This window comes from Embleya sp. NPDC001921 (assembly GCF_053594475.1).
Map to the genome: position 1 here is coordinate 105,866 of NZ_JBSFEO010000038.1, position 24,587 is coordinate 130,452.

Below are 24,587 nucleotides of genomic sequence, written 5' to 3' on the forward strand. Positions count from 1 at the left end.
GAACGGACCGCTCAGCGGCGGACCGCGCCCGCGGTGAGGGCGATGATCGCGACCAGCGCCGCCGGAATGGCCAACGCCGTGGTCAGGCTGGTGTGGTGGGCGATGAAGCCGATCACCGGCGGGCCCGCGAGCAGCCCGATATAGGCGATGCCGGTCACCCGCGAGATGGCCCACGCGGCGGGCACTCCCGGGGTGTTGCCGGCCGCGCTGAACGTCACCGGCGCGACCGGGGCCACTCCGACGCCGAACAGCGTGAAGCCGAGCACCGAGACCGCCGGCCACGGCGTGGCCAGCGCGAGCGTCATGCCGAGCGCGCCGATCAGCGCGCCCACCCGCAACACCGCGACCGGGCCGAACCGTTCCACCACCCGGTCACCGGCGAACCGGCCCGCGGCCATCGCCACCGACATGCCCGCGAACCCCAACCCGACGACCCCCGGCGAACCGTCCAGCGTCTCGCGCAGATGTACGCCGCTCCAGTCCGCCACCGCGCCCTCGCCGACGAACGAGCACAGGCCGATCAGCGCGAGCAACACCACGGCGCGATAGCCCGCGAGCAACCGGAGCAGACCACCGCCCGCGGCCGGCGCGGCCGGTCGCGCCGGGTCGGCCGACTCGACCGGGGCGTGCACGTGCGGGTCGTCCGCGACGTCCAGCAACGCGCGCGAACCCGCCCACACGGCCAGTGCGAGCACCACCGCCATCACCGACAGGTGCACCCGGGGGGTGATCCCCAGGGCAGCCGCGCCGGAGCCGACGAGCGCGCCGAACAGCCCGCCGAGGCTGTAACCGCCGTGCAGGCTGTTCATGATCGGGCGACGCAGGTGCTGCTCGATCGCGACGCCCTGCGCGTTCACCGCGACATCGGTGAAGCCCATCAGCATGCCCAGGACCAGCAGGCCCACCGCCAACGAGGGCAGGTTCCACACGAACGCCGGCAGGAACAGCGCCAGACAGCCGCCGATCACCGACACCCGCGCGACCCGTTTGCTGCCCCATCGCCCGGCGGCGGTACCCGCGAGTTGCACCGCCACCAGCGCGCCGACCGGCGAGCCGAGCAGGGCCAGCCCCAACTGGGCGTCGTCGAGATCCAGATCCTCCTTGAACTGCGGGATCCGGGCCAGGAAGTCCGCGACCGCGGCGCTGAACGCGAAGAACACGAACAGCGCGGCCAGTCGCGCGCCGCGCAACCGCTCGGTGGACGGTTCCCGGGTCGTTCCCCCCGAGACGCTCACACCGCGCAGGAGCCGTCGGCGCACGCGTCGCCGTCGCCCGCGGGCGCGGTGGACTCGGCGCTTTGATCCCGCACCTGCTCCAGGACCTGGAGGAACGTGGACGCCTCCTGCGCGCCCTGGACCGCCCACTTGCCCTCGAACACGAACGTCGGCACCGCGGTGACGCCCATTTCCCGCGCCTCGGCGATCTCGCGCCGGACCTCGTCGGAGCCCTCGTCGGACGCGAGGAAGGCGACCACGCGGTCCCGGTCCAGGCCGGCCTCGACCGCGAACTCGGTCAACCGGTCGTGGTCGGCGACGTTCTCGCCCTCGCTGAAGTACGCCGCGAGCAGTCGGTCCTTGAGCGCGGCCTGGGCCGTCGGACCGAACTCGGTGAGCGCGAGCCACAACACCCGGTGCGCGGTCAGCGTGTTCACCGCCAAGGCCCGGGTGAAGTCGAAGGTGATGCCCTCGCCGGCGCCCACGTCGGCGAGCCGCGCGTTCATCCCGTCGAGGTTCGCCGCGCCGAACTTCGCGGCCAGCCGCTCGCGCAGCGGCGCCGGCTGGGCCGGAGTGGTGGGATCCAGCTCGTAGGGACGGTACGTGACCTGGATGTCCTCGGCGCCCGGGAACGCCGCGAGCGCGCGCTCGAAGCGCCGCTTCCCGACGTAGCACCACGGGCACGCGATATCGCTGTAGATCTCGACCTTCACTTGCTCTCCAGCTTCCTTGCTCGGTGGTCGGGGGCACGCGACGCTCGGCGGCGGCGCCCCGGGACACACGGGATCGAAGACACGCCCTGGGGCGATCCAAAGGACGGACGTACCGACGGTCACGGCGGCGGACGCACCGGACGTGAAACATACGTGCAGGTGCCAAACATTCCCCAACCGGCCGTATCGCCGCCGGAGACCCGGGCGTAATCTGACCGCTGCTCGTCGTCCGTCACCCGGAACGCACGCCGTGCCCGTGCGGCGTCACCTGCCCGAGGAGTCCTCGTGGACCAGATAACCCAGTACAAGCGCGCCGTCGACGCCTTCCGACCGCTGCTCGCCGAGGTCGGCGACGAACAGCTCGGGCTCGAGTGTCCGTGTGACCAGTGGGACGTACGAGGTCTGCTCACCCATGCCACCGGCGCGCAGCGCGGTCTGGCGGCGGCCCTGGCCGGGCCCACCGAGCCGGTCTCCGAGGACCCCCGGGAGGACTTCGAGGCGGTGGTCGAGACGATGCTGGCGACCTTCACCCCGGAGCGGATCGCCTCTGCGATCAAGACCCCGTTCGGCGAGCAGACCGGCGGTTTCCTGCTCGGCCTGGCCACCGGCGACATCTTCGTGCACGCGTGGGACCTGGCCCGGGCCCTGGGCAAGCCGACCGACCTGGACCCCGAGCTCGCCGAGGCGCTCCTGGAGCGCATGCGCAAGACCCTGCCGGACGCCGCACGCGGGGAGGGTCGCGCGTTCGGCCCCGAGCAGCCGGTGGCCGCGGACGCGCCGGCCGCCGACCGGCTCGCCGCGTTCACCGGCCGCGCGGTGAACTGAGCCCGAATCACCCCGCCGGGCCCGGGACATCCCGGACAAGCCCTACCGGACGTGGCACCTGACGGCTCGTCAGGCTGCGCGCGGGGTGGTCGGCGGTGTATGCACGTCAACGCACACCCCCAGTCGATCGGGAGTATCGATGAGCACGTCGCAGCACGATCACGGCCGGATGGATCCGCCTCGCGTCCAGGAGGTGGCCGACGGAGCGTACGCGTACATCCAGCCGGACGGCACCTGGTGGATCAACAACACCGGGTTCCTGGTCGGTCCGGAGGGCGTCGTCGCGATCGACGGCTGTGCCACCGAGGCCCGGACCCGTACCTTCCTGGAGACGATCGCGAAGCACACCGACGCCCCGGTGCGCACGCTGATCAACACCCACCACCACGGCGACCACACGAACGGGAACTACCTGTTCGAGTCGGCCACCATCGTGGCGCACGAGAACACCCGGACCGAGATCCTGAAGCTGGGGATCATGGAGGTCGAATCGATCTGGCCGGGCGTCGGCTGGGGCGGCGTGCGCGCGGTCCCGCCGTTCCTGACCTTCACCGACAGCGTCACCGTGTACGCGGGCGATCTGCGCGCGCAGGTACGGCACTTCGGCGCCGCGCACACCTCGAACGACTCGGTGGTGTGGCTCGAGGAGCAGGGCGTCCTGTACACCGGCGACCTGATCTTCAACGGCGGCACCCCGTTCCTGCTGATGGGCTCGCCCGCCGGCTACCTCGAAGTGCTGGAGCGGGTGAAGCAGTTGGGCGCCACCACGCTGGTCCCCGGACACGGCGAGGTGTGTGGTCCGGAGCAGATCGACTACGCGATCGGGTACACGAACTTCGTGCTGGAGACCGCGCGCAAGGGCCTTGACGCGGGGCTGGACCCGTTGAGCGTGGCGCGCGAGACGGACCTCGGCGAGTACGCGGCGCTGTCCGACCCGGAGCGGATCGTGGGCAACCTGCATCGTGCGTATGCGGAGTTGAACGGGGTCGAGCGGGCGGGGGCGATCGACATATACGGCGCGCTCGGGGACATGGTGACGTTCAACGACGGCAAGCCGCTCTCTTGCTTCGCGTGACGGGGTTGGCCGACCCGCGGTCTGGCGGCCTCAGGCGCCGGCCGGGCTGATTGGCCTCAAGCGCCGGCCCGGCTGATTGGCCTCAAGCGCCGGCCGGGCTGGTTTGGTCGTCGGTTGGGCTGGGTGTGGGCTGCGGGTTGGTGTGGGAGCGGTTGGTTGGTCGTGGGGGCGCCGGTTGGGCTGTGGGATGGCCTGGCCGGCGCTTTTGGTTGGTTTCCGGTGGGTGGAAGGTTGGGGGGTGGGGCGGGGGGTGGGCGCATAGCTTCGGGGGGTCGGGGTGGTGGGTGATCGGAGATGGCGTGGACAAGGTGGTCGGTACGGCCGAGGCGGCGGTGGCGGATATCGGGGACGGGGCCTCGATCGCGGTCGGCGGGTTCGGGCTGTGTGGGATTCCCTCGGTGCTGATCGGGGCCCTGTACGCGCAGGGCGCCGGCGATCTGCGGGTCGTCTCCAACAACTGCGGCGTGGATCGATGGGGGCTCGGCATCCTGCTGCACGCCGGGCGCATATCGCGCGCCACCGGCAGCTATGTCGGCGAGAACAAGGAGTTCGCCCGGCAGTACCTGTCCGGTGAGATCGAGCTCGAACTCACCCCGCAGGGCACCCTCGCCGAACGGCTGCGCGCCGGTGGTTGCGGCATCCCGGCCTTCTTCACCCCGGCCGGCGTCGGCACCCAGGTCGCCGAGGGCGGTCTGCCGTGGCGCTACGACGCGGCCGGCGCGGTCGTGGTGGCCTCGCCGAGGAAGGAGGTCCGGGTCTTCGACGGGGTCGAATACGTCCTGGAGGAGTCGATCACCACCGACTACGCGCTGGTCCGGGCGGCCCGGGGCGATCGGCACGGCAATCTGGTGTTCGACAAGTCGGCGCGCAACTTCAACCCGCTCGCCGCGATGGCCGGGCGGATCACCGTCGCCGAGGTCGAGGAACTGGTCGAACCGGGCGAACTCGACCCGGACGAGGTGCACTTGCCCGGCGTGTTCGTGCAACGGGTGGTGGTCCTGAGCGCGGCCCAGGCCGCCGACAAGCAGATCGAGAAGACCACGATCACCGCGCCGACGGCGCGGGGGACGGTGCGCGACTGATGGCCTGGACCAGGGACGAGATGGCCGCGCGGGCGGCGGCCGAGCTGGCCGACGGGTCGTACGTGAACCTCGGCATCGGGCTGCCCACGCTGGTGCCCAACCACATCCCGGCCGGCGTGCACGTGGTGCTGCACTCGGAGAACGGGTTGCTCGGCGTGGGACCGTATCCGCGTGAGGACGAGGTCGACCCGGACCTGATCAACGCCGGCAAGGAGACCGTCACGGTCCTGCCGGGCGCCTCGTTCTTCGATTCGGCGCTGTCCTTCGGGATGATCCGAGGCGGTCACATCGACGCCGCGATCCTGGGCGCGATGCAGGTCAGCGCGGTGGGCGACCTGGCGAACTGGACCATCCCCGGCAAGATGATCAAGGGCATGGGCGGCGCGATGGACCTCGTGCACGGCGCCCGTCGGGTGATCGTGCTGATGGAGCACGTGTCCCGCAAGGGCGAGCACAAGATCGTCGAGACGTGTTCGCTGCCGCTCACCGGCAAGCGCTGCGTCCAGCGCGTGGTCACCGACCTCGCGGTGATCGACGTGACCGACCGCGGCCTGGTCCTGGTCGAGACGGCCCCCGACGTCACCGAGGACGAGGTGCGCGCGAAGACCGGCGCGAAGTTGTCGTCCTGACCCGGTGGGCCGACTCCCGTGGCTCTGTGATCATGTGGCGATGATCATGGGGCAGTGATCATCTACCTGTGATCATTCAGCGATACCGACGCCGCGTCGCCGGTGCTCGGCACGTATCGGAACAGGGAGCAATCGCATGAAGTTCGCCACCTTCGACCTGGCCGGCTCGACCCGTTGCGGAGTCGTGGCCGGCGCGGGCGACGCCGTCGTGCACCCGCTGCCGGTGGGCGTCACCCTGCTCGGGCTGATCGAGCGCGGCGCCGAGGAGTTGCGCGCGGCGGGTGAGCGGGCCCTGTCGGAGCCGGCCCTCGCGCTCGCCGACGTGCGGCTGCTGCCGCCGCTACAGCCGCCCACCGTCCGCGACTTCGTGGCGTTCGAGGAGCACGTCGAGGGCGTCGCCATCACCGTGCAGGGCCCGGACGCGACCGTGGTGCCCGAGTGGTACGAGCTGCCCACCTTCTACTTCACCAACCCCTACGCGATCATCGGCCCGAGCGACGCGGTGCCGATGCCGCCCGGGTCGAACGTGCTCGACTTCGAGTTGGAGGTCGGCATCGTGATCGGCCGCGCGGGCCGGGACCTGACGGTCGAGCAGGCGGCGGAGCACATCATCGGCTACACCATCTTCAACGACTGGTCGGCGCGCGACCTCCAGGCCCGGGAGATGCGGGTGGGCCTGGGCCCGTGCAAGGGCAAGGACACCGCGACCACGCTCGGCCCCTGGCTGGTGACCGCCGACGAGTTCGAGGCCCACCGGGACGCGGACGGCTTCCTGGACCTGGCCATGCGCGCGTCGGTCAACGGCGTCGAGGTCGGCCGGGACTCGCTGGTCAACATGGGCTGGCCGCCCGCCGAACTGGTCGCCTACGCGTCGCGCGGCACCTGGGTCCGACCCGGCGACGTACTGGGCACCGGCACCTGTGGCAACGGTGGTTGCCTGGGCGAACTGTGGGGCCTGGGGCGCGAGTTGCCGCCGCTGCGACCGGGCGACACGGTCGCGCTCACGGTCGAGGGGATCGGGACGCTGACCAACACCGTGGTCGAGGGCGCCGCACCGCGAGCGATCCCGGCCGCGCGCAAGCGCCCGCGCACCCGCAAGGAGTCCTTCGACGCGTGAGGCCGCGGCCCCCTCGGCCTCCCGGCACTCCGCCGGCGGGTGCCCGTCCGCTCAGCCGTTCAAGTAGGCGAGTACGGCGAGCACCCGTCGGTGCCCCGCCTCGTCGGGGGCCAGCCCGAGCTTCGCGAAGATGTTGCGGATGTGCTTGTTCACCGCGCCCTCGCTGATCACCAGCAGCCGGCCGATGTCCGTATTCGACCTGCCCTCCGCCATCAGTGCGAGCACCTCGCGCTCGCGGGGGGTCAGTTCGCGCAGCGGGTCGTCGGAGCGGCGCCGGACCAGGAGTTGGGCCACCACCTCGGGGTCCATCACCGTGCCGCCCGCCGCCACCCGACGCAGCGCGTCGGCGAACTCGTCGACGTCGCCCACCCGTTGCTTGAGCAGATAGCCGGTCGCCCCCTTGCCGTCGGCGAGCAGCTCGGCGGCGTACCGGTCCTCGACATAGGCGGACAACACCAGCACGGGCAGTCCGGGCCGGCGCCGCCGGGCCTCGATCGCGGCCCGCAGCCCCTCGTCGCGAAAGTCCGGCGGCAGTCGCACGTCGACGACCGTGACGTCCGGGGCGTGCGCCGCGACGGCGGCCAGGAATTCGGTGCCGTTGTCCACCGCCGCCGCGACCTCGAAGCCCTCACCGGTCAGCAGCAGGACCAGTCCCTCGCGCAACAGCGCGTCGTCCTCGGCGATCACCACCCGCACGGCAACTCCGCGCGCAGTCGGGTCGGTCCGCCGGCCGGGCTGTGCACGCTCAACCGGCCGTCCAGCGCGCCCGCGCGCCGCCGGATGCCGACCAGGCCACTGCCCACGTGCTCGTCCGCGCCACCGCGCCCGTCGTCCTCGACCTCGATCACCAGCGTGTCCTCCTCGCGGGTCAGCCGGACCTCGACGTGTGCGGCGCGGCTGTGCTTGGCCACATTGTTCAACGCCTCGGCGACGACGAAGTACGCGGCGGTCTCCACCGCGGCCGGTGTGCGACTGAGCCCGGCGGTGTGCACGACGCACGGCACCGGACAGCGGGCGGCCAGGGCCGAGACGGCACCGTCCAGGCCGCGTTCGGCCAGGATCGGCGGGTGGATGCCGCGCACCACGTCGCGCAACTCGTCCAGCGCGTCGCCGGCCGCCCGCCGAGCACGTCGGACCAGCGGCAGCGCCTGCTCCGGATCGCGTTCCAGGGCCCGTTCGATCAGCCCGAGATGCAGCACCACCGCGAGCAGTCGGTTCTGCGTACCGTCGTGCAAGTCCCGTTCGATTCGCCGCAGTTCGGCGCCGTGCGCGTCCAACGCGGCGGCTCGGCTCGCGGTGACCTCGGCCAGCCGCTCGACCACCGATCCGTCCGCCGGCAGGGTGAGCAGCGGGCGGGTCAGCCGGGCCTGGCCGCGCAGCAGCGGTGCGGCCAGGGCGACCGCGAGCACCGCGACGGCCGCGCCGATCGGGAGCATCGCCGCGGCCTTCCACCACGAGTCGACCGCGAAGCCGACGCCGGACGGCGCCCGACCCGGCACGGCCCACCACCACAGCGGCATGGTGAGGTTGTTGACGGCGCTGACGGTCAGGCCGAGGCCGAGCCCGGCGGTGAGGGTTCCGGTCAGGCCGTGTACCGGAAGCCACAGCAGGTCCCGTCGGCCGGCGCGATCGGTCAGCGCGATGTGCGCGCGGGTGAGCAGGGGGCCGTCGAGGGGGCGATAGTGCTCGGGCACCGGCGGGCCGCCGAGCACGACGCCCACCCGACGGCGTTCGGCCCCGGCCAGTCGCCGCACCCCGCGCAGCAGCGGGGTCAGCAGGGGGAGGCCGAGGCCCACGACGTACAGGCACGTGCACATCAGGACCACGGGCAGCGCGAGCAGGGCGAGCAGGCCGGTGCCGCCGGCCTGCGCGAGCAGACGCAGCCGGGTGGGCAGGCCCCGCAGCGCGGCGCGCGCTGCGGGCAGGCCGGGGAGTGCGGCCTGCCCCGCGGGGAGCGCGGTGCGCGCGTCGGGCGGGTGGTCGGGTTTCGGGTGCACCGCCAAACCCCTTTCCTGGGCTTGTTCGATGGTGTCCGCCCCCGCGCGAGAGAGGTAGCCGAGCAGTGGGTGTCCCGATGGTGGTGCGCGCACCACCATCGGGACGGGCGTGTGCGGGCTGCCGGGCACCGCCACGAGATCCTACGTTTGTGCAGGTCGGCGGCTCACCCGGAGCGGTCGGCGGCAACGACGAAGGAGTCGACCGTGAGCGACCGATCCTCCCGACCGCGCCCCGCGCCGCGTCCGCTGTGGTCCTGGCTGCTGCTGTTGCTCGTCGTCGGCGTGGTCGTGAACGTACTGATCACGGTGTGACGGGCGCCGCCGCGGACCTGCCCCGCACTCGGCGTCCGCGCCACGGTTCCAGCACCCATATCGACAGCGCCAGGGCCCCGAAAGCCGCGCCCAGTCCGCACACCGCGAGCCATCCGGCCGCCGCGTACAGCGTGGTCGAGGCGATCGCGCCGACCGCGCTGCCGATCGAGTAGAAGATCATGTAGCCGCCGATCAGCCTGCTTCCGGCGTCGGGGCGCAGCGGGTGGATCAACGTCTGGCTGGTGACGTGCACCGCCTGTACGGCGAGGTCGAGCACGATGGTGCCCAGGACCAGCGCCCACAACGACTGGCGGGTGAAGGCGAGCGGCAGCCAGGACAAGGTGAGCAGCACCAGCGCGATCCCGGTGACCCGGTTCGCGTGTCCTCGGTCGCTCAGCCGCCCGGCCGGGATCGCGCCGAGTGCCCCGGCCGCGCCGGCCAGGCCGAAGGCGCCGATCGCGGTGTGCGACAGCGACAGCGGCGGCTCGCTCAACGGGAGCGCGACGCTGCTCCACAGGGTGCTGAAGGCGGCGAAGATCAGCAGGGCGAAGAGCGCGCGGACCCGGAAGAGGCGTTCCTCGACGAACAGGGTCACGGTCGAGACGAGCAGCCTGCGATAGGAAGGCGGCGGCGCCTTCCGACCGGACGGCGGCGCCTCGACGGAGGCGGGCGCCCGATCGTCGCGCCGACGCGGAAGCACTCGGTACAGCGTCCCGGCCAGCACCAGGGTCAGCCCGGCGAAGCCGAGGTACACCGCGCGCCAGCCCGCGAGGTCGGCCACCGTGCCGGAGACGGTGCGGGCGAGCAGGATGCCGGTGACCACGCCGCTGGTCACCGCACCGACGACGCGACCGCGTTCGGCCGGCGCGGCCAGCGCGGCGGCGTAGGCGACGACCGCCTGGGTGACCACCGCGAGCAGGCCCACCGCGATCATCGCGACGAACAGCAGGGCGGCGTTGCCGGCCAGCCCGACGGCGGCCAACGCGGCGGCCAGCAGCGCGAATTGGCCGACGAGCAGGCGGCGGCGGTCGATCAGGTCGCCGAGCGGGACGAGCAGGAACAGGCCGAATCCGTAGCCGACCTGGGTCAGCGTGACCACGACGCCCACGGTGCCGGCGGCGAGGCCGAGGTCGTGGCCCATGGTCACCAGGAGCGGTTGGGCGAGGTAGACGTTCGCGACGGCGACGCCGGCGGCGATCGCGAAGACGAGGGTGAGCGCCCGGGAGAGCGAGCCGGATCCGGCGGTCGACGCGTTGCCCGCGGCTTCCCGGGTTCGCGCGCCGGTTCGCGCTTCGGTCCCCTTCCCGGTTCGCGCCCGGGTTCGCGCTTCGATCCCCTTGCCGATTCGCCCTTCCGTTCTCTCCGCCGTGCTCGCATCGGTCCTCTCCCCGGTGTGCTCCGGCAGATCGTGCTCGGCTGTCATGCCCTGCTCCTCGCGCATCTGGTTGCAAGTTGCTACCGAATGCACGCTAGACGAGCTTGGTAGCATGTTGCAACCAGGGTGGTCGCGGGTGATGACGGACAACCGCCCGGCAGGAGAGGACGAGGCATGGTGCAGCGCACGCGGTTCGACGACAGCACGTGTCCGGTGGCCCGGTCCGTGGACGCGATCGGCGACTGGTGGTCGCTGCTGATCGTGCGCGACGCGTTCGACGGGAGCCGGCGGTTCGGCGAGTTCCAGCGCAGCCTGGGCGTGGCCAAGAACATCCTGACCACACGACTGCGCGCGCTGGTGGCCGGCGGGATCATGGAGGTGGTGCCGGCGTCGGACGGCAGCGCCTACGGCGAGTACGTGCTGACCGCCAAGGGCCGCGACCTGTTCACCGTCATCGTCGCGCTGCGGCAGTGGGGCGAGGCGCACTGGTTCGAGCCGGCCGAGCCGCACTCCAGCCTGCTGGACCGCCGCGACGGCCGCCCGCTGCGGGCGCTCGAGGTGCACGCCGCGGACGGCCGGCGGATCCGGCCGGAGGACACCGAGGTACGCAAGGTCGGGTGAGCCGCGACCGACCCGGGGCCGGGTGAACCGTGAGTGTCCCGGGGTCGTGCGAGCCGCGGGCACCCCCGGGACGGCGATCGACCTACCGTGCGGGCGCCGCCACCAGGCCGAGGCGGGTCAGCAGGTCGAAGAACAGCCGCTCGACGAACGGATCCCGCTTCAGGGCCAGCAACTCCAGGACGGGCTCGGGCCGCACCTCGTACCCGGCCGCCGCGGCCCACCGGACCGCGGCCTCCGCCACACGCGGCCGATCCTCCTCCAGCCACGCGGCGGCCTCGTCCCGGTACCGGGCGAAGTCGCCCCGCCCGCCCGCGCGTTCCCAACGGTCCTGGGCCAACCGCGAGGCGGCGGTGCCGGGGTCGAGCCAGCCCTCCCAGAAGTGCGTCCCGCTCAGCCCCTGGACGTGCGCGACATCGCTCTCGAACACGCCGCAGACCAGTACGGGGGAGCCGGTCCGGGCGGCCAGGTCGGTCAGCCACGGCCCCTGGAAGGCGTACGGATCCTCGAAGTGCCGCACGTGCACCGCACGCCAGCCGTCGAGGTAGGACCACTCGCCGTAGACCGGATGTCCGTTTCCGCCGACGAAGGGGGCCAGGTCCGTCAACGGCGTCTGTGCGCGTAATACGACGATGTCCCCGTTGAATCCCATGGCCCACCCCTTCGGTCGCGATGTCCGTCGGGGTTCAACGTAGATACCGCGTCCGACAACCGACCGGGTGTCAGGTTCGTGGCTCGGGGACCTGCTCCACGGCGCTCGTACCGCTGCCCGCCCTGGACTCCCACTCCCAGGTCTCCTCCAGCCGGATCCGCCCGTCCGGCAACACGACCACGGCACTGACACAGTGCCCGGACGCGGTGCCGCCGGACCGGTTGAGCTGCGTGTAGCGGAAGTCCAGCGTGTCCGCCTCCCGGGTGCCGATCAGGTGGCCCCGCACGATGTCGCCGCCGCTGTACTCGGCCCAGATCACGCCGTCGCGCTCGTGATACCTGAAGAACGTGGAAGCGTCCACCTCGCCGTGCTCGGGACGATCGAGCGGGGCGAAGCCGAGTCCATCCAGGGACGGTGCGGGCATGGTGCGTACCTCCGACGGGCGATGTGCGGTCGGGCATGCGACGCGCGACCGGTCACCCGGGCCTCGGGCACCGCGCGTGCGGTGCTCGGCTCCGGGTGTGCCACGCGGCGCTCGGACGCGAGCAGCGTAGACGCGGGGCGCCTGGATCGACGTCCTCCACCCGGAGGATCCGACCGCCCCGGCCTACGTCGCCGGCAGGCCCTGCCAGCGCCATTTGCCGACCCGGCGCGGGTGACCGGGGAGTTCGGTACGGCCGGTGCACCACAGCAGGGTGGGCCAGGCGTCGAAACCGGTGGGCGCGTCCGGGAACATCCGCGCCAGCACCCGGGCGCAGATCCGCGCATCGGGCCGGTAGTCCAGATCGAGCCCGGCCGCCAGGTCGTGCATGTGGACCATGACCTCGATCATGCCCATTCCCGCGAAGCCGTCCGGGTCGGAGATCCCGTACGGATGGAACGCGCGGGCCGAGTCGGGCCGGGTGGCCACCATGGCGGTGAGGAACGCCCCGCCGGCCCGGACCCCGTGCAGGATCTCGGCCGGCGTCGCGTCGGCGTCGGCCTCGATGTCCACCGGGAGGTAGTCGTCCATCCGGCTCGACGCGAGCTGGCCGGCGTACACGTACAGATCACCGACGATGTGGACCAGGGTGTACCGACAGTCCCATTCCAATTCACCCGCCGGGCGTGACCAGTCCCGTTCGCTCCCGGTCGCCTCGGTCAACACCGCGACGGCGTGTGCGACCGTCGATTCCACGTCCTGCGCAGCCTGTGATCCCATTCGGCGATTTATACCGGGGTGGGTGCGAAGGCGCATGTGCATTCGGTGAGGATGGTGGTTCTGCCGGCCACCGCGTCCCCGGAGAGCATCATGACCACCGCCACCACGACCGCGACCATCGTGCCGATGCGTGCCGAGCACGCCGACCAGGTGCTCGCGATCTATCAGCTCGGCATCGACGGCGGCGACGCCACCTTTCAGGAGAGCGCGCCGGACTGGGCCGAATTCGACGAGGGCAAGCTGCCCGAGCACCGCTTCGTCGCGCTCGACGGGGCGACCGGCGTGGTGCTGGGTTGGGTGGCCGCGAGCCCGACGTCCAAGCGCGCGGTCTATCGCGGTGTGGTGGAGACCTCGGTCTACGTCCACCCCGAGGCGGCGGGCCGAGGAGTGGGCCGCGCCCTGCTGACCGCGCAGATCGCCTCGACCGAGGCGGCCGGCGTGTGGACCATCCAGGCCGGCGTCTTTCCGGAGAACACCGGCAGCCTCGCCCTGCACGCGGCCCTGGGCTTCCGCACCATCGGCACCCGCGAGCGGGTCGGCCGGCAACACGGGCGCTGGCGCGATGTCGTCCTCCTGGAACGCCGCAGTCCGACGGTGGACTGAGCGGGACGCGTGCGCTTCCGGATCGCGGTGGGTCGAGCGGGAGGCGCGTGCTCCGGATCGAGGGCCGAGCGGGGTGCGCGCGCTTGCGGATCGTGGCGGGTCGAGCGGGGCGCGTGCCTTCCAGCCCGCGGAAGTGCACCCGGCGGCCCGCGGTGGGCGGGACGCGCACCCTTCGACGCGCACCCTTCGACGCGTCCACGATCGCCGCTCCCGCGTGCCTCCGCGCCCGGCAATTGCCGTCGTCAAACGTCCGACGGGTCGTCAGATCCCAGGCCCGCTATGCCTTGACCTCTTTGGCACGCGGTGAATAATCGACATCGTTGTAGTGATCAAGGATGTGGAAGTTCGGCTTGGGGTGGGCCGGTCCGGTGCGCGGCGAACACACCTCGCGGCGGGCCGTCCGCCCGGAACGAGGAGACGGTACATGCGCGCGATCCTGCACACCGCCACGGGCGCCGAGATCCGGGACGATGTCACCGTACGTGACCCGGAGGCCGGTGAGGTCCTGGTACGGATCGTCGCGACCGGGGTCTGCCACAGCGACGTCAGCGTGCTGGAGGGCGTCATCGAATGGCCCACGCCGTCCGTGCTCGGGCACGAGGGCGCCGGGATCGTGGAGAAGGTCGGCGCGGGCGTCGGCACGGTCGCGCCCGGCGACCACGTGGTGATCACCACGATCGCCGCGTGCGGGATGTGCCGGCACTGCCAGACCGGCCACCCCAACCGCTGCCGCCAGACGCTGGGCAACCGGGGCACGCCGTTCGCGATCGGTGACGAGCCGGTGTGGAACTTCGCCGGCGCGTCCACCTTCGCCGAGCTCACGCTGGTCAAGGAGATCCAGTGCGTGTCCATCCCCAAGGACGTGCCGCTGACCTCCGCGTGCCTGGTGCCGTGCGGCGTGGTCACCGGCTCGGGCGCGGTGCTCAACCGGGCGAACGTACTGCCCGGGCAGACCGCGGCCGTGATCGGCCTCGGCGGCGTCGGCCTCTCCGCCGTCCAGGCCCTCCGGCTCAAGGGCGCCGGCCGGGTGGTCGGCATCGACACCGTGCCCGGCAAGTTCGAGCTGGCCGGCAAGTTCGGCGCGACCGACTTCGTCAAGTCCGGGAAGGATGTGGACGTCGCGGACGAGATCCGCACCCTGTTCCCGTACAGCGACGAGGTCAAGGTCGGCGTGTTCGGCGCGGGCGGCGTGGACTGGATCTTCGAGTGCACCGGCATCCCGGCGGTACTGGAGAACGCCATGGAGGCACTGGACTGGGGCGGCACGCTGATCGCCGTCGGCCAGCCCGCGCAGACCGCGACCGCCAACATCCGGATCGCCAACCTGCTCCAGTGCGACCGGGGCATCCTGGGCACGCGCGCCGGCGGGGTGCGTCCGCACGAGGACATCCGGGCGATCGTCGAGCTGTACCGCCAGGGCAAGTTCGATCTGGACGCGCTGGTCTCCAAGGTCTATCCCGCCGAGGGCTTCCACGACGTGCTCGACGACATGCACAACGGCCGGATCGCGCGCGGCGTCATCGCGTTCTGAGGCCGGCCCGGACCGGACCGCCCGGCCGGATCGCCGATCCGACCGGCCCGCCCGCCGGTTGCGGATCGTCGATCCGGCCGGCCGCCCGAGAGGACCGCCGACCCATGACGGACGACACCCGACCCGGTACGGACGAGCCGGTGCCCGCCGCCGGGAACTGGGGCCGCTGGGGCCCCGAGGACGAGCGCGGGGCGCTCAACCTGATCGAACCGGAGGGCGTGCGGGCCGCCGCGCACGAGATCCGGACCGGGCGTTCGTACTCGCTCGCACTGCCCATCACGCGCGGCAACCAGCCCGCCTTCGACTTCCGCGGCTCACCGCAGCGGCTCACCCTGGTCAGCCAGACCGACGCGATGTACGAGGGGTTCGAGGGCGGCGACGACGTCGGCTCGAACGAGGACGTGCTGATCATCCCGTCGCACAACCTCACGCACATGGACGCGCTGTGCCACGTGCAGGCCAAGGGCCGCTTCTACAACGGCTTCCCGGCCGACACGTTCCGCTCGCACACCGGCGCCGGCCGCTGCGGGATCGACAAGCTCGGCGCGTTCGCCGCCCGGGCGGTGCTGCTCGACCTGCCCCGGTACTTCGATACGCCGCACCTGGAGGGCGGGTACCGGATCACCGGCGCCGACCTGGCCGGATGCGCCGAGCGGCAGGGCGTCGAGGTCCGCTCCGGCGACGCGCTGCTGGTCCGCACCGGCTACCTCGACGAGTACCGCGCCATCACGGCCTCGGGCCGGGAACCGTCGTTCGCGCAGCCGGGCCTGTCGCTCGACGCGGTGGAGTACGTCCAGGCGCGGGACATCAGCGTCGTGGGCGCGGACAACAGTGCGATCGAGTGCATTCCGTTCGACGATCGGTTCCTGTCGGTACACATCGCGTTGCTGGTCGAATCGGGGGTCCCGCTTCTCGAACACCTGTGGTTGAGCGAGCTCGCCGAGGCGATGGCGGAGGAGGGCGCCTATTCGTGCCTGTTGTGTGTCGCGCCGCTTCCGGTCACCGGCGCAACGGGCAGCCCCATCAATCCGGTTGCCATTGTCTGATCGTCTGACGACTGACATAGTCCATGGGCAGGTCGTCTCGGTCTCGTTTCCTCCGTCGGGACCGAGGCGACCGCTTAGCCGAGTTGCTTAGCCGGGTCGCTTAGCCGAGTCGCTTAGGCCGGCTGCCGGGCCGCGGAAACAACATGTGTGATCACACATGATCGCGGGTGCGTCGCGTATCTATCGCAGACCCCGCCCCTCGGCTCTCCGCGGGCCTTCGTTGGATGTGAAGCCCCGTTCGCGGGTCCGCAATGCCGAACCTTTGGTCGCGGTGTACAACCCAACCCGACCCGGCTTCGGAATCCGGCCCGAGATATGCACGTTATCGCACAGTATTAAATTGACGCAGTCAAGGACTGCTATCATGGTCGGGTGAACTCCACCGAAAACGTCGAAGCGATCCAGCGGGCGCTGGAGGCCCTGCTTCGGCGCCACGCCAGCCGCCGAGTGTACGCGGGCCAGGCCGCCGCGGCGGGCGCGACCATCTCGCAGCCCGCCTATGTGCTGCTGCGCCGAATCGAGAAGCAAGGTCCGCTCCCCATGGGGGAGTTGGCGCGTATGACCAATATGGATCCGGGCGCCACCGCCCGCCAGGTGGGCCAACTGGAGCGGGACGGCTACGTACGGCGCTCGCCCAGCCCGGACGACGGGCGGGTCAGCCTCGTCTCGCTGACGCCGCGCGGCGACTCGGTCCGGCGCCGGCTCAACGACGTCATGGATCGGCGGATGAGCGAGATGCTCGACCGCTGGAGCGACACGGACCGCGAGACGTTCGCCACCCTGTTGCAGCGATTCGTCGAGGAGATGGCAGAGGGCGAGATTCCCGCCGCCGTCGAGGACCCGGCCGTCTGAGCACAACCGGCGCCTTCGGATGGAGCGCCTGACTATTCGTCATATCCCAAATTGCCAGGTCTCTCGTGGTGAGAGAACCTGGCAATTTGCGTGAGCCATCGACTTGTCCACAAAGCCGGCCGCATCCGTATCCGGGTTTCGACTGTCCGCTATCCGACGCCCGGGTTCGGGATCGGACCGCCGGCAAAGTCCTACGTGCCGTCGGTAGCCCCGATATCCGTGCGGTCGAGGCCGTATTCGCCGCCGATCGGGGACGGCGCGGCGTTGTCCACGGCTCTCGGGCTTCCATTCGGAAACGGGGGGTTCGCCCAATCCGCCGCGAGGCCCATAGGGCGGTCGACCGGTTCGAGGTCCGCCGACAGCGCGAACCAGGCGGGACCGGTCGGCGGTTGCACGATCGCCAATGTGCCCTTGTCCACGGCCCACAACTCCATGACCGCGCCGACCGGCCGCTCCTTCGCGTCCTCCGCTCCGACGTACGCGACGCGCTCGTACAGGATCGGCCGGGGGAGCCGGAGAATGACCAGGTCCCGGATTCGGCACGTGAATTCGATGCCGCTTCGCAGGCGCACGTGGACCTGCCGGCCCCATACATCCGTGAGCACGCCTTCACGACCGGAGTAGGCGTCGCGGCACCACGCGTGCCGGTAGCGCTCGAAGAACGCGCGGCCTCTGTCGAGGTCCCGCTGCGTGCTCCCCACAAGCTGCTTTTGCTTCGAGGCGGTCATCGCCCGTCCCGCCCACCCGAGCGCGACGTGCGAAACCGCACCGTCAACCGCGAGACCCGCCAGGTCTGCCAGGTCCGCCAAGTCCTCCACCAACGACGATGAGAACGCGGGTGCCGAAGGACCGGCGTCGGATGCGGGGCACGCGGGGCAGGTCGGAGAGCGCAGAAGTCCGCTTCGTCGACCCACTTCCGGACGAGCAGGCGCAACTGCTCGTCTTGCGCGTCGCGTTCCGGTGTCGACACGAGCGTCGAGCTTCGTTGGGTCCATCCGATGCGATCTGTCATCGTGATGACGTGTCCTTTCTCGTTTCGGGGCACGCAGGGGGCGAGGCGCTGTCCAGGCATTCACTCGCCCCCTACCTCCCATCCCTCGTCGGACCGCCGCTCGACCACGGAACGGCTGTGCCGACTCCCTCGCCCCGCACGGTCGGTCGGGACGGTCTTTGACGCACGCGGAAGTCCATCCCGCGCCGGAGTGACCCCAGCGGTTGCGGTGGGTGGTTATTCGGCCACTCTGTGGTTCAGGATCGGCCAATCGCCCTAGTCTTTGAAGAAGCCCACCGTTGCGGATGCAATTGGAACGAAGAGGGGTACGGGTGTGCGATTCCGGGAGCGTCGGACCGATCCGACAAACGGATCACCTCGTCAGCGCGTGGCCGCCCAGATTCGCGAGCATCGAACGCGAGCCGGCATGTCCGTAACGGAGTTGGCCGACGTCGTTGGCTACAGCAAGGCGTCGATGAGCCGCTTCGAGACCTGCGACAGTCCGGTCCCGGAGGAACTGTGCCCGAAGCTCGACGCCGCCTTCGGCACGAACGGACTGTTCACGGCTCTGTTCGAGATGCTGCGCGGAGTGCGGTTCCCGGATCGGTACTTGGAGTACATGGGCCTGGAGAACGACGCCTTCGGCTTGAGGGAGTGGGCGGGGTTCCGCATTCCCGGACTACTCCAGACCCCGGCATACGCGCGCGCGGTGTTCCGGGAGGCGGACCGGGGGGCAACCGACGACGAGATCGAAGCGCGCGTCGCCGCCCGGATGGACCGACGCGCAATCTTCGACAAAGACCCAAGCCCCTACTTCGCGGCGATCCTTGACGAGTCGGTCCTACGCCGCTGGATCGGTGGACCGATCGTCATGGCGGAACAACTCGCTGCCCTCCTGCCGATAATGGATCACGAGTACGGCACCGCTCGGGTGCTGCCCCTCTGCCGCGGCGAATTCGGCCTCAGTGAGGCAACGCAGATCGTGATCGAGCTGGAGGACGGCACGTCGCTGATTTACGTGGAAGGCAGCGCGAGTGGACAGATCCTTGAGGATCCGGACGTCGTCACCATGCGCAAACGCACCTACGATCGGGTGAGTGCCTACGCCCTGACCCCGAGGGAATCGGCAGTCATGATCCGCGCCGCAATCAAGGAGTACGAGGCATGCACGCAAACCCCGATCTGAGCGCCGCTGCCTGGCGTAAGTCGAGTCACAGCAACGACGATCAAGGCGCGTGCGTCGAAGTGGCCGATGGCTTCCCGGGTTTCGTCCCTGTTCGCGACAGCAAGGACCCCAGCGTCGGTTGCCTGGTCGTGTCTGCGGGTTCGTGGGGTTTCCTCATAACGTCGTTGCGCGGCTGACGCAACCGGGTTGCCGTGGAAGGAGTACGAGGCGTGCACGAATTGCCTGATCTGAGCGCCGCTGCTTGGCGTAGGTCGACCCACAGCAACTCTGACCAGGGTGCGTGCGTCGAGGTCTCCGACGCCTTCCCGACGTCGTCCCCGTCCGCGACAGCAAGGACCCGAGCGTCGGCTGTCTGATTGTTCCTGTCGCTTCATGGGATGCGCTCACGGCGTCGTTGCGCGGCTGAGGCAATCGGCCTGCCCCGTCGCCCGATTCGGTGGGTGACGGGGCATCGTCCTATCGGTACGCGACTCGCGCTACGCCAGACCGGACAAGTCGAGGTTTCCCACGGTCGGTCCGGCGTTGAACCCGCCGACCAGGCGTGTCCGGAGAGGTCGAGGATTCGACGGCCCATTCGACGTCGAATCCGCGGCTCGACTTCACGTCTACACCCCCAACGCGGTGCGATCCCGCGGTGGTTGTGAGTGTGGAACGGCTTCAGTCTGTGGCCTTGGGATGGCCCGTACCCGCGTAGGTGATCCACGCGATGCGGTTGACGTCGTCGAGGAGATACCAGATACGTCCACCGCCGGTGACGTCGTATTGCCAACGTTCCAGTTCCCGGCCTTTGAAGGTGCTTGTTTGCCCTTGAGGCGGTGCTGACGGTTGGGGTTGTCGACGGCGCGGGGAGCGACCCGGATCTTCTCGAACGCGCGGCGCACATTGCCCGCTGCCTGGCGGTTCAAGTGCCGTCGTTGTCCTCGCCGTTGGCGAAACGAAGGTCGTATTCATCACCGATCGGCGGCGGCGCGGCGCGGTCTCCGCGCTTCGGGCTCACCCCGTTGCCTCGGGCATGGGCACCGGTCCGAGGTCGCCATCCGGCTCGCGGGTGAGGATCGACAGCAGGGTGGGATCCGCGTGGATCTCCGCTCTGTGCCGCCATTGGGTGAGCAGGAGCGCGATCGGGGCCAGGTTGTCCAGGGCCACCGCGCCGCGCGCCGTATCCACCAGTTCGGACAGCAGGGTGTCTATGTCGTCGGCGGGTAGGAACGTGCTCCACGGCAGGGCTTCGGGTAGTGCCTGGCGCAAGGCGGCGACGTTCTCGGTTCGCACCAGACCGGCCGGCAGGCGTGACGCGAAACCCATCACCGAGGTGTCTTGCTCCATCTGGTCCACACGCATCAGGGCGAGGTCCCCGGCGTCGCGTCAGCGCAGTCGTAGCGCGCGGACGGAGTCCAGCCTGCGCGTGGTCGCGGCGGGATGGTGGAGCAGCTCGCTGAAGGGCACGTCCTCGTAAGCCGTTGGCATGACATCCACAGTAGTTCGGATGTTCAGTATTCGGGTGTGGATCGGGACACCGCAGATCAGGCATCGTCCGAGTGCCACGGAACCCTGCCGGCTCGAACGCCGGCCCCGGCACCTCGTGCGCCTTGCCTCGGGCCGTACGGATGGCGCGAGCGATGTGAATCTGATGGGACGATTTCGCCGCCGAGTCGGCGCCCCTTTGCCGGCCCCGCGCACCAGAGGCAAGGAGGCGCGCCCCGTCGCCCGGTTCGGCGGGTGACGGGGCGTCGTGTCGGGTGTCGCGCGCGCTACGCCAGGCCGGAGAAGTCGAGGTTGCCGACGGTCAGGCCGGCGTTGAAGCCGCCGTCGAGGTTGATGTTCACGCCGTTGAGGAAGCCGGAGGCGTCCGCGCCCAGGAACGCGAGGGCGAGGGCGACGTCGCGGCCGGTGGCGAGGCGTCCGTTGCCCTGGGAGATGTTCCAGTCGATCACCTTGTCGGAGATCGTCTTGCGGAAGTCCGGCAGCAGTGGGGTGTCGATCGGCGAGGGGCACACGCTGTTGATCCGCAGCCCCTTCGCCGCGGCCGTGCGGGCGTAGTGCATCGTGTAAACCTGGACGAGTTCCTTGCTGTAGCTGTAGGCGTCGCTGCCGAGTTCGTTGCTCGCGAGCCATTCCTGCGCGGCTTCCCAACCCTCGATCGCGATCAACTGCTTGATCGCCTCCAGGTGGGCCGGCCACGAAATCCCCGCGATCGATGCGGTGTTCACGATCGCCGCGCCCTCGGGCAGTGCACCCTTGGCCACGAGCGCCTCGGTCAACCGGCGCAACGAGAGGTAGTTGATCGCGAACACCGTCGGCGCCGGCAGCGTGCCGGCCACGCCCGCGTTGTTGAACAGCGCGTGTACCGGGCCGTCGATCGCGTCGACGGCGGCGTCGACCGACGCGGCGTCCGACAGGTCGGTCCTGATGAACTCGTGCGCCGAGCCGGTCGGCTCCTTGAGGTCGAGCACGGTGATGTGCTCGGCGCCCTGCTCGGCCAGTACCTCTACCAGGGCGGCCCCCACACCCGAGAAGCCTCCCGTGACGACAACGCGCTTACCCTCGAACCCGAACGGGTTGGTCATGGTGTGGAGTCCCCTCGTGACAGTGATTGGTCAGACCCTAGGATCGTCCCTTGATTCGGTCAACGACCTGCTGGGTCGTTCTCGAAGTCTTCGCTTGACCTTGTCAAGGAATCGGCTTACCGTCCCAGCGTGATCCAGTTCGCCATTCGTGACGGCGTCGCCGTCATCACGCTTGACCGGCCCGAGAAGCTCAATGTGTTCTCCGGCGGGATGGGCGTCGCCCTGGGAGACGCGTACGCGCGTTGCGACGCGGATGACGCGGTGCGGGTGGTGGTGCTGACCGGCGCGGGGCGGGCGTTCTGTGCCGGGGCCGACATGTCGCCGGCCGCGGACAGTTTTGCGGGGCCGGAGTCGGGGTCGCCGGGGCCCGGGTCGGGGCCCGAGCCGGGGTCGGCGTCGGGATCCGGGCTGGAGTCGGTGTCGACGGCGGCGTCGGGGTCGGCGGACGGACCGGAGCCGAAGCCGCGGCCCGGTGGGCGTGTGCGTGCGCGGGAGTTCAGTGCCTCGCCGGTTCGGCCGCCCGCCTGGGCCGTGCGCAAGCCGGTGATCGCGGCGGTCAACGGGCACGCGATCGGCATCGGGTTCACCCTGGCGATGCAGTGCGACATCCGGATCGTGGCCGAGGACGCGAAGTTGGCGATCCCCCAGGTACGGCGCGGCATGGTGCCCGACGCGCAGTCGCACTGGACGGTACCGACCGCCACCTCGCGAGCGGTGGCCGCCGACATCCTGTTGACCGGGCGTACGTTCCGGGGGAGCGAGGCACTCGCGCTGGGACTCGCCTCGCGCGCGCTGCCCGCGGCCGAGGTATTGCCCGCCGCGCTGGAGATCGCCCGCGACATCGCCACCAACGTGCACCCGGTGTCGGCCGCGCTCACCAAACGCCTGCTGTGGGCGGACGCCGGCCCGGACGAGGTCGAGCGCCTCGAAACCGCCTATCACCGCATCCTGATGGGTACCGAAGACGCGCGCGAGGGCCCACGCGCCTGGTCGGAACGGCGCGCGCCGCGCTGGACCGGCACGGTCACCGGCGCGTGGGACCGTGTACTCGAAGCGGAATCCGCGGAATCCTCGGTACAGGAGAACAAGTGACGCCCCCTCAGCTCGATGTCATGGCAGCCGGCCTCACCTTGCGCGGCATGCAACGCGCCGCAGCCGCCACCGAGCGGGCCGGCTTCGACGGGCTATGGCTCACCGAAGGCGGCCGCACGGCGTACACCGCCGCGACCGCCGCGGCGCTGGCGACCGAGAGCCTGACCGTCGGCACCGGCATCGCGGTCGCCTTCGCGCGCAGCCCCATGGTCACCGCGTCGGCGGCCTGGGAACTCGCCGAGGCCACCGGCGGACGTTTCGTCCTGGGCCTGGGCACGCAGGTACGACCGCACATCGAGCGGCGCTACTCGGCCGAGTTCGACCAGCCGGGTCCGCGACTGCGCGAGTACGTCGGCGCGTTGCGGGCGATCTGGGCGGCCTTCCGGGGCGAGGAACGACTGCGGTTCAAGGGCGACTTCTATCGATTCACGCTGATGACGCCGGAGTGGACGCCGGGCGGCTCGATCGCAGACCCGCCGATCTACCTGGCCGGGGTCAACCCGTGGATGTTGCGGATGATCGGCGAGGTGGCCGACGGCCTGCACGTCCACCCGCTGCACAGCGTGCGCTACATCGAGGAGGTGGTCCGCCCCCAACTCGCCGCCGGCGGCGCGGCCGACGACTTCGCGCTGGTCTGCCCGGTGATGACCGCGACCGGCGACACCGACGAGGAGATCGAGGCCGAACGCGAGAAGCTGCGCCTGCGCTTGGCCTTCTACGGTTCGACACCCGGCTACGCCAAGGTCTTCGAGACCCACGGCTGGGACGACCTCCAACCCCGCCTGAACCGCCTCTTCGCCGCCAAGGACCGCGCGGGCATGGCCGCCGCGATCGACGACGAGGTCTTGGACACCCTGACGGTGAGCGCCCCGTGGGACGGCCTGGCGCAAGCCCTGATGAACCGCTACCGCGGCGTCGCGACCCGCGTCGTCGCGTACTCGGCGGTCAGCACCTGGCGCGAGGACACCAGCGCGGTGGAACGCTGGACGGAGGTCGCCGCCGCCTTCCACGAGCTGGGGTGAGGGTGGCCGGTCGGACGAGCCGAGGGCGAGGACGAGGGCGAGGACGAGGCGCTTCGCCCGCCTGAGCGGGGCGCGGGCCCGAGACACGACGCCATGGTGCGTGGGGCCGGGCGCGGCGGCTCCGGACGAAGGTTGGCCCGGTCGGGTCGTCGCGGGCGTCGGTTCGTCCGGCGAGCCAGGGGCTTCGATCGGCAAGCGCCCAGCGGCGGCGGCAGGAGGAGGGCGGGCCTTTGACCGGGCTTACCGAGGAGCCTCCCGAGTGACCAGCGCTTTTCACGGAGAGCACTGCTCTCGGCGTGAGTCGCGCGATGGCGGGGTCGCGCGCAGGCGGCGCTGTGCTCACAGGTCGGTGTCGGCCGCTGGTGTAGGTCGGCCCGGCCCCGGGTTGCCGGTGGTGGAGCCTGAGTTCCGGCGAGGTGCGGGCTTTGCCCGGCAGGAAAGGCCACCGGCAATGGCGGGGGGTGCGGGCGGCTCGGTGAGGCCGGCCGGGGCGGGCTCCCGAGTGATCGGTGTTCTTCATGGAGAGCACTGCTCTCGGCGTGAGTTGCGCGATGGCGAGGTCGCGCGGGTGGCCTTGCCCTCACTGGTCGACACAGGCCGGTTCGGGTCGGCCCGGTCGTGTTTTGCCGGCGGTCGCGAGCTCTGAGTTCTCCGGCGAGCTCCGGGCTTTGCTCGGCAGGACAGGTGCTGGGCAACGGTGTGGGGTGGGTTGGTCGGTGGGGCTGGCCGGACCGTGTGTCCGAGTGGTTGGTCCTTGCGAGAGCACTGCTCTCGGTACGCGTTGCACGACGGCGGGACTGGGCGCGGGTGGCCCTCTGCCCACCGGTCGGCGTCGGCGTTGGCGGTCGGGCCGGTCCCAGGTCGCCGACGGTCAGGAGCGTTGGGCC

Annotated in this window: 25 protein-coding genes and 1 pseudogene; 15 read left to right on the forward strand and 11 right to left on the reverse strand. The window is 70.8% G+C overall.

Translation table 11 applies throughout. The features are described 5' to 3' along the window. Positions 1–11 precede the first annotated feature (11 nt). Both ACWCPW_RS35960 and ACWCPW_RS35965 read right to left on the reverse strand, forming a co-directional pair. Complete coding sequence (locus tag ACWCPW_RS35960) at positions 12–1,235, reverse strand: MFS transporter (protein ID WP_449765764.1); 1,224 nt, start codon at positions 1,233–1,235, stop codon at positions 12–14. Continuing rightward, the gene (locus tag ACWCPW_RS35965; protein WP_449765765.1) at positions 1,232–1,927 is read right to left on the reverse strand and encodes a DsbA family oxidoreductase; all 696 of its coding nucleotides are present in this window, start codon (positions 1,925–1,927) and stop codon (positions 1,232–1,234) included. Before ACWCPW_RS35965 ends, ACWCPW_RS35960 begins: the two co-directional genes overlap by 4 nt. Before the next feature lie 285 nt (positions 1,928–2,212). Between ACWCPW_RS35965 and ACWCPW_RS35970 the strand changes: the two genes are divergently transcribed. From ACWCPW_RS35970 to ACWCPW_RS35990, 5 genes are all read left to right on the forward strand, one after another. Continuing rightward, positions 2,213–2,752: a TIGR03086 family metal-binding protein gene (locus ACWCPW_RS35970; RefSeq protein WP_449765766.1), complete on the forward strand. Its 540-nt coding sequence runs from the start codon at positions 2,213–2,215 to the stop codon at positions 2,750–2,752. A gap of 139 nt (positions 2,753–2,891) precedes the next feature. Beyond that, positions 2,892–3,827: an MBL fold metallo-hydrolase gene (locus ACWCPW_RS35975; RefSeq protein ID WP_406298984.1), complete on the forward strand. Its 936-nt coding sequence runs from the start codon at positions 2,892–2,894 to the stop codon at positions 3,825–3,827. Positions 3,828–4,126: 299 nt separating this feature from the next. Continuing rightward, positions 4,127–4,909, forward strand: coding sequence for a CoA transferase subunit A (locus ACWCPW_RS35980; RefSeq protein ID WP_449765767.1), 783 nt, complete (start codon positions 4,127–4,129; stop codon positions 4,907–4,909). Then, positions 4,909–5,538, forward strand: a complete 630-nt coding sequence (locus ACWCPW_RS35985) for a 3-oxoacid CoA-transferase subunit B (protein ID WP_449765768.1) — start codon at positions 4,909–4,911, stop codon at positions 5,536–5,538. The genes ACWCPW_RS35980 and ACWCPW_RS35985 overlap by 1 nt, the downstream gene beginning before the upstream one ends. A 136-nt stretch (positions 5,539–5,674) precedes the next feature. Continuing rightward, positions 5,675–6,655 (forward strand): fumarylacetoacetate hydrolase family protein, encoded by a 981-nt coding sequence (locus ACWCPW_RS35990; RefSeq protein ID WP_449765769.1) that lies wholly within the window; start codon positions 5,675–5,677, stop codon positions 6,653–6,655. 51 nt (positions 6,656–6,706) lie between these two features. Here ACWCPW_RS35990 and ACWCPW_RS35995 read toward each other — a convergent pair whose 3' ends face one another. The 3 genes from ACWCPW_RS35995 to ACWCPW_RS36005 all read right to left on the reverse strand — a co-directional run bounded on the left by ACWCPW_RS35995 (position 6,707) and on the right by ACWCPW_RS36005 (position 10,387). Further along, entirely contained in the window at positions 6,707–7,351 is a 645-nt protein-coding gene (locus ACWCPW_RS35995; RefSeq protein ID WP_449765770.1) for a response regulator, read from the reverse strand. Next, positions 7,339–8,652, reverse strand: coding sequence for a sensor histidine kinase (locus tag ACWCPW_RS36000; RefSeq protein WP_449765771.1), 1,314 nt, complete (start codon positions 8,650–8,652; stop codon positions 7,339–7,341). The genes ACWCPW_RS35995 and ACWCPW_RS36000 overlap by 13 nt, the downstream gene beginning before the upstream one ends. A gap of 301 nt (positions 8,653–8,953) precedes the next feature. Further along, positions 8,954–10,387 carry an MFS transporter gene (locus ACWCPW_RS36005; RefSeq protein ID WP_449765772.1) on the reverse strand — a complete coding sequence of 478 codons (1,434 nt, stop codon included), beginning with the start codon at positions 10,385–10,387 and terminating at the stop codon, positions 8,954–8,956. Between the two features lie 126 nt (positions 10,388–10,513). On the opposite strand from ACWCPW_RS36005, the gene ACWCPW_RS36010 reads away from it, so the two are divergent. Further along, positions 10,514–10,960, forward strand: coding sequence for a winged helix-turn-helix transcriptional regulator (locus tag ACWCPW_RS36010; RefSeq protein ID WP_449765773.1), 447 nt, complete (start codon positions 10,514–10,516; stop codon positions 10,958–10,960). An 82-nt stretch (positions 10,961–11,042) separates the two neighbouring features. Here the strand turns inward: ACWCPW_RS36010 and ACWCPW_RS36015 are convergent, their stop codons facing one another. From ACWCPW_RS36015 to ACWCPW_RS36025, 3 genes are all read right to left on the reverse strand, one after another. Beyond that, complete coding sequence (locus ACWCPW_RS36015) at positions 11,043–11,609, reverse strand: hypothetical protein (protein WP_449765774.1); 567 nt, start codon at positions 11,607–11,609, stop codon at positions 11,043–11,045. Positions 11,610–11,679: 70 nt separating this feature from the next. Beyond that, complete coding sequence (locus ACWCPW_RS36020; RefSeq protein ID WP_449765775.1) at positions 11,680–12,033, reverse strand: hypothetical protein; 354 nt, start codon at positions 12,031–12,033, stop codon at positions 11,680–11,682. A 183-nt stretch (positions 12,034–12,216) separates the two neighbouring features. After that, positions 12,217–12,810 carry a maleylpyruvate isomerase N-terminal domain-containing protein gene (locus ACWCPW_RS36025; protein WP_449765776.1) on the reverse strand — a complete coding sequence of 198 codons (594 nt, stop codon included), beginning with the start codon at positions 12,808–12,810 and terminating at the stop codon, positions 12,217–12,219. A gap of 90 nt (positions 12,811–12,900) precedes the next feature. Here ACWCPW_RS36025 and ACWCPW_RS36030 point away from each other — a divergent pair, with 90 nt between their 5' ends. From ACWCPW_RS36030 to ACWCPW_RS36045, 4 genes are all read left to right on the forward strand, one after another. Next, on the forward strand, positions 12,901–13,413 hold the full coding sequence (locus tag ACWCPW_RS36030) for an N-acetyltransferase family protein (RefSeq protein WP_449765777.1): 513 nt from the start codon (positions 12,901–12,903) through the stop codon (positions 13,411–13,413). Positions 13,414–13,837: 424 nt separating this feature from the next. After that, a complete protein-coding gene (locus ACWCPW_RS36035; protein ID WP_449765778.1) occupies positions 13,838–14,944 on the forward strand; it encodes an alcohol dehydrogenase catalytic domain-containing protein in 1,107 nt (368 codons plus the stop codon). A 104-nt stretch (positions 14,945–15,048) separates the two neighbouring features. Further along, the gene (locus ACWCPW_RS36040; RefSeq protein WP_449765779.1) at positions 15,049–15,990 is read left to right on the forward strand and encodes a cyclase family protein; all 942 of its coding nucleotides are present in this window, start codon (positions 15,049–15,051) and stop codon (positions 15,988–15,990) included. Positions 15,991–16,362: 372 nt separating this feature from the next. Beyond that, a complete protein-coding gene (locus ACWCPW_RS36045) occupies positions 16,363–16,842 on the forward strand; it encodes a MarR family winged helix-turn-helix transcriptional regulator (RefSeq protein ID WP_395859701.1) in 480 nt (159 codons plus the stop codon). A 191-nt stretch (positions 16,843–17,033) separates the two neighbouring features. Here the strand turns inward: ACWCPW_RS36045 and ACWCPW_RS36050 are convergent, their stop codons facing one another. Continuing rightward, positions 17,034–17,570: a hypothetical protein gene (locus ACWCPW_RS36050; protein WP_449765780.1), complete on the reverse strand. Its 537-nt coding sequence runs from the start codon at positions 17,568–17,570 to the stop codon at positions 17,034–17,036. Between the two features lie 651 nt (positions 17,571–18,221). Here ACWCPW_RS36050 and ACWCPW_RS36055 point away from each other — a divergent pair. The 3 genes and pseudogenes from ACWCPW_RS36055 to ACWCPW_RS36065 all read left to right on the forward strand — a co-directional run bounded on the left by ACWCPW_RS36055 (position 18,222) and on the right by ACWCPW_RS36065 (position 19,425). Beyond that, complete coding sequence (locus ACWCPW_RS36055) at positions 18,222–19,019, forward strand: helix-turn-helix domain-containing protein (RefSeq protein ID WP_449765781.1); 798 nt, start codon at positions 18,222–18,224, stop codon at positions 19,017–19,019. Next, entirely contained in the window at positions 18,998–19,195 is a 198-nt protein-coding gene (locus ACWCPW_RS36060; RefSeq protein ID WP_449765782.1) for a DUF397 domain-containing protein, read from the forward strand. The genes ACWCPW_RS36055 and ACWCPW_RS36060 overlap by 22 nt, the downstream gene beginning before the upstream one ends. 33 nt (positions 19,196–19,228) lie before the next feature. Beyond that, a pseudogene (locus ACWCPW_RS36065) lies at positions 19,229–19,425 on the forward strand (DUF397 domain-containing protein). A 587-nt stretch (positions 19,426–20,012) separates the two neighbouring features. Here the strand turns inward: ACWCPW_RS36065 and ACWCPW_RS36070 are convergent. Both ACWCPW_RS36070 and ACWCPW_RS36075 read right to left on the reverse strand, forming a co-directional pair. Beyond that, a complete protein-coding gene (locus ACWCPW_RS36070) occupies positions 20,013–20,360 on the reverse strand; it encodes a hypothetical protein (RefSeq protein ID WP_449765783.1) in 348 nt (115 codons plus the stop codon). 410 nt (positions 20,361–20,770) lie between these two features. Next, the gene (locus tag ACWCPW_RS36075) at positions 20,771–21,586 is read right to left on the reverse strand and encodes a coniferyl-alcohol dehydrogenase (RefSeq protein WP_449765784.1); all 816 of its coding nucleotides are present in this window, start codon (positions 21,584–21,586) and stop codon (positions 20,771–20,773) included. Positions 21,587–21,715: 129 nt separating this feature from the next. Between ACWCPW_RS36075 and ACWCPW_RS36080 the strand changes: the two genes are divergently transcribed. After that, positions 21,716–22,678, forward strand: coding sequence for an enoyl-CoA hydratase/isomerase family protein (locus ACWCPW_RS36080; RefSeq protein ID WP_449765785.1), 963 nt, complete (start codon positions 21,716–21,718; stop codon positions 22,676–22,678). Further along, positions 22,675–23,700 carry a TIGR03617 family F420-dependent LLM class oxidoreductase gene (locus ACWCPW_RS36085; protein WP_449765786.1) on the forward strand — a complete coding sequence of 342 codons (1,026 nt, stop codon included), beginning with the start codon at positions 22,675–22,677 and terminating at the stop codon, positions 23,698–23,700. Before ACWCPW_RS36080 ends, ACWCPW_RS36085 begins: the two co-directional genes overlap by 4 nt. Positions 23,701–24,587 lie beyond the last annotated feature (887 nt).

Excerpts from the sequence above, each read along its gene's own strand:
- ACWCPW_RS36035 (WP_449765778.1), top strand. The coding sequence starts at position 13,838 with ATGCGCGCGATCCTGCACACCGCCACGGGCGCCGAGATCCGGGACGAT.
- ACWCPW_RS36030 (WP_449765777.1), top strand. The coding sequence starts at position 12,901 with ATGACCACCGCCACCACGACCGCGACCATCGTGCCGATGCGTGCCGAG.
- ACWCPW_RS36005 (WP_449765772.1), bottom strand. The coding sequence starts at position 10,387 with ATGACAGCCGAGCACGATCTGCCGGAGCACACCGGGGAGAGGACCGAT.
- ACWCPW_RS36070 (WP_449765783.1), bottom strand. The coding sequence starts at position 20,360 with ATGCGTGTGGACCAGATGGAGCAAGACACCTCGGTGATGGGTTTCGCG.
- ACWCPW_RS36015 (WP_449765774.1), bottom strand. The coding sequence starts at position 11,609 with ATGGGATTCAACGGGGACATCGTCGTATTACGCGCACAGACGCCGTTG.
- ACWCPW_RS36010 (WP_449765773.1), top strand. The coding sequence starts at position 10,514 with ATGGTGCAGCGCACGCGGTTCGACGACAGCACGTGTCCGGTGGCCCGG.
- ACWCPW_RS35985 (WP_449765768.1), top strand. The coding sequence starts at position 4,909 with ATGGCCTGGACCAGGGACGAGATGGCCGCGCGGGCGGCGGCCGAGCTG.
- ACWCPW_RS36075 (WP_449765784.1), bottom strand. The coding sequence starts at position 21,586 with ATGACCAACCCGTTCGGGTTCGAGGGTAAGCGCGTTGTCGTCACGGGA.
- ACWCPW_RS35990 (WP_449765769.1), top strand. The coding sequence starts at position 5,675 with ATGAAGTTCGCCACCTTCGACCTGGCCGGCTCGACCCGTTGCGGAGTC.
- ACWCPW_RS36040 (WP_449765779.1), top strand. The coding sequence starts at position 15,049 with ATGACGGACGACACCCGACCCGGTACGGACGAGCCGGTGCCCGCCGCC.
- ACWCPW_RS36020 (WP_449765775.1), bottom strand. The coding sequence starts at position 12,033 with ATGCCCGCACCGTCCCTGGATGGACTCGGCTTCGCCCCGCTCGATCGT.
- ACWCPW_RS36060 (WP_449765782.1), top strand. The coding sequence starts at position 18,998 with ATGCACGCAAACCCCGATCTGAGCGCCGCTGCCTGGCGTAAGTCGAGT.
- ACWCPW_RS35975 (WP_406298984.1), top strand. The coding sequence starts at position 2,892 with ATGAGCACGTCGCAGCACGATCACGGCCGGATGGATCCGCCTCGCGTC.
- ACWCPW_RS36050 (WP_449765780.1), bottom strand. The coding sequence starts at position 17,570 with ATGACCGCCTCGAAGCAAAAGCAGCTTGTGGGGAGCACGCAGCGGGAC.
- ACWCPW_RS36025 (WP_449765776.1), bottom strand. The coding sequence starts at position 12,810 with ATGGGATCACAGGCTGCGCAGGACGTGGAATCGACGGTCGCACACGCC.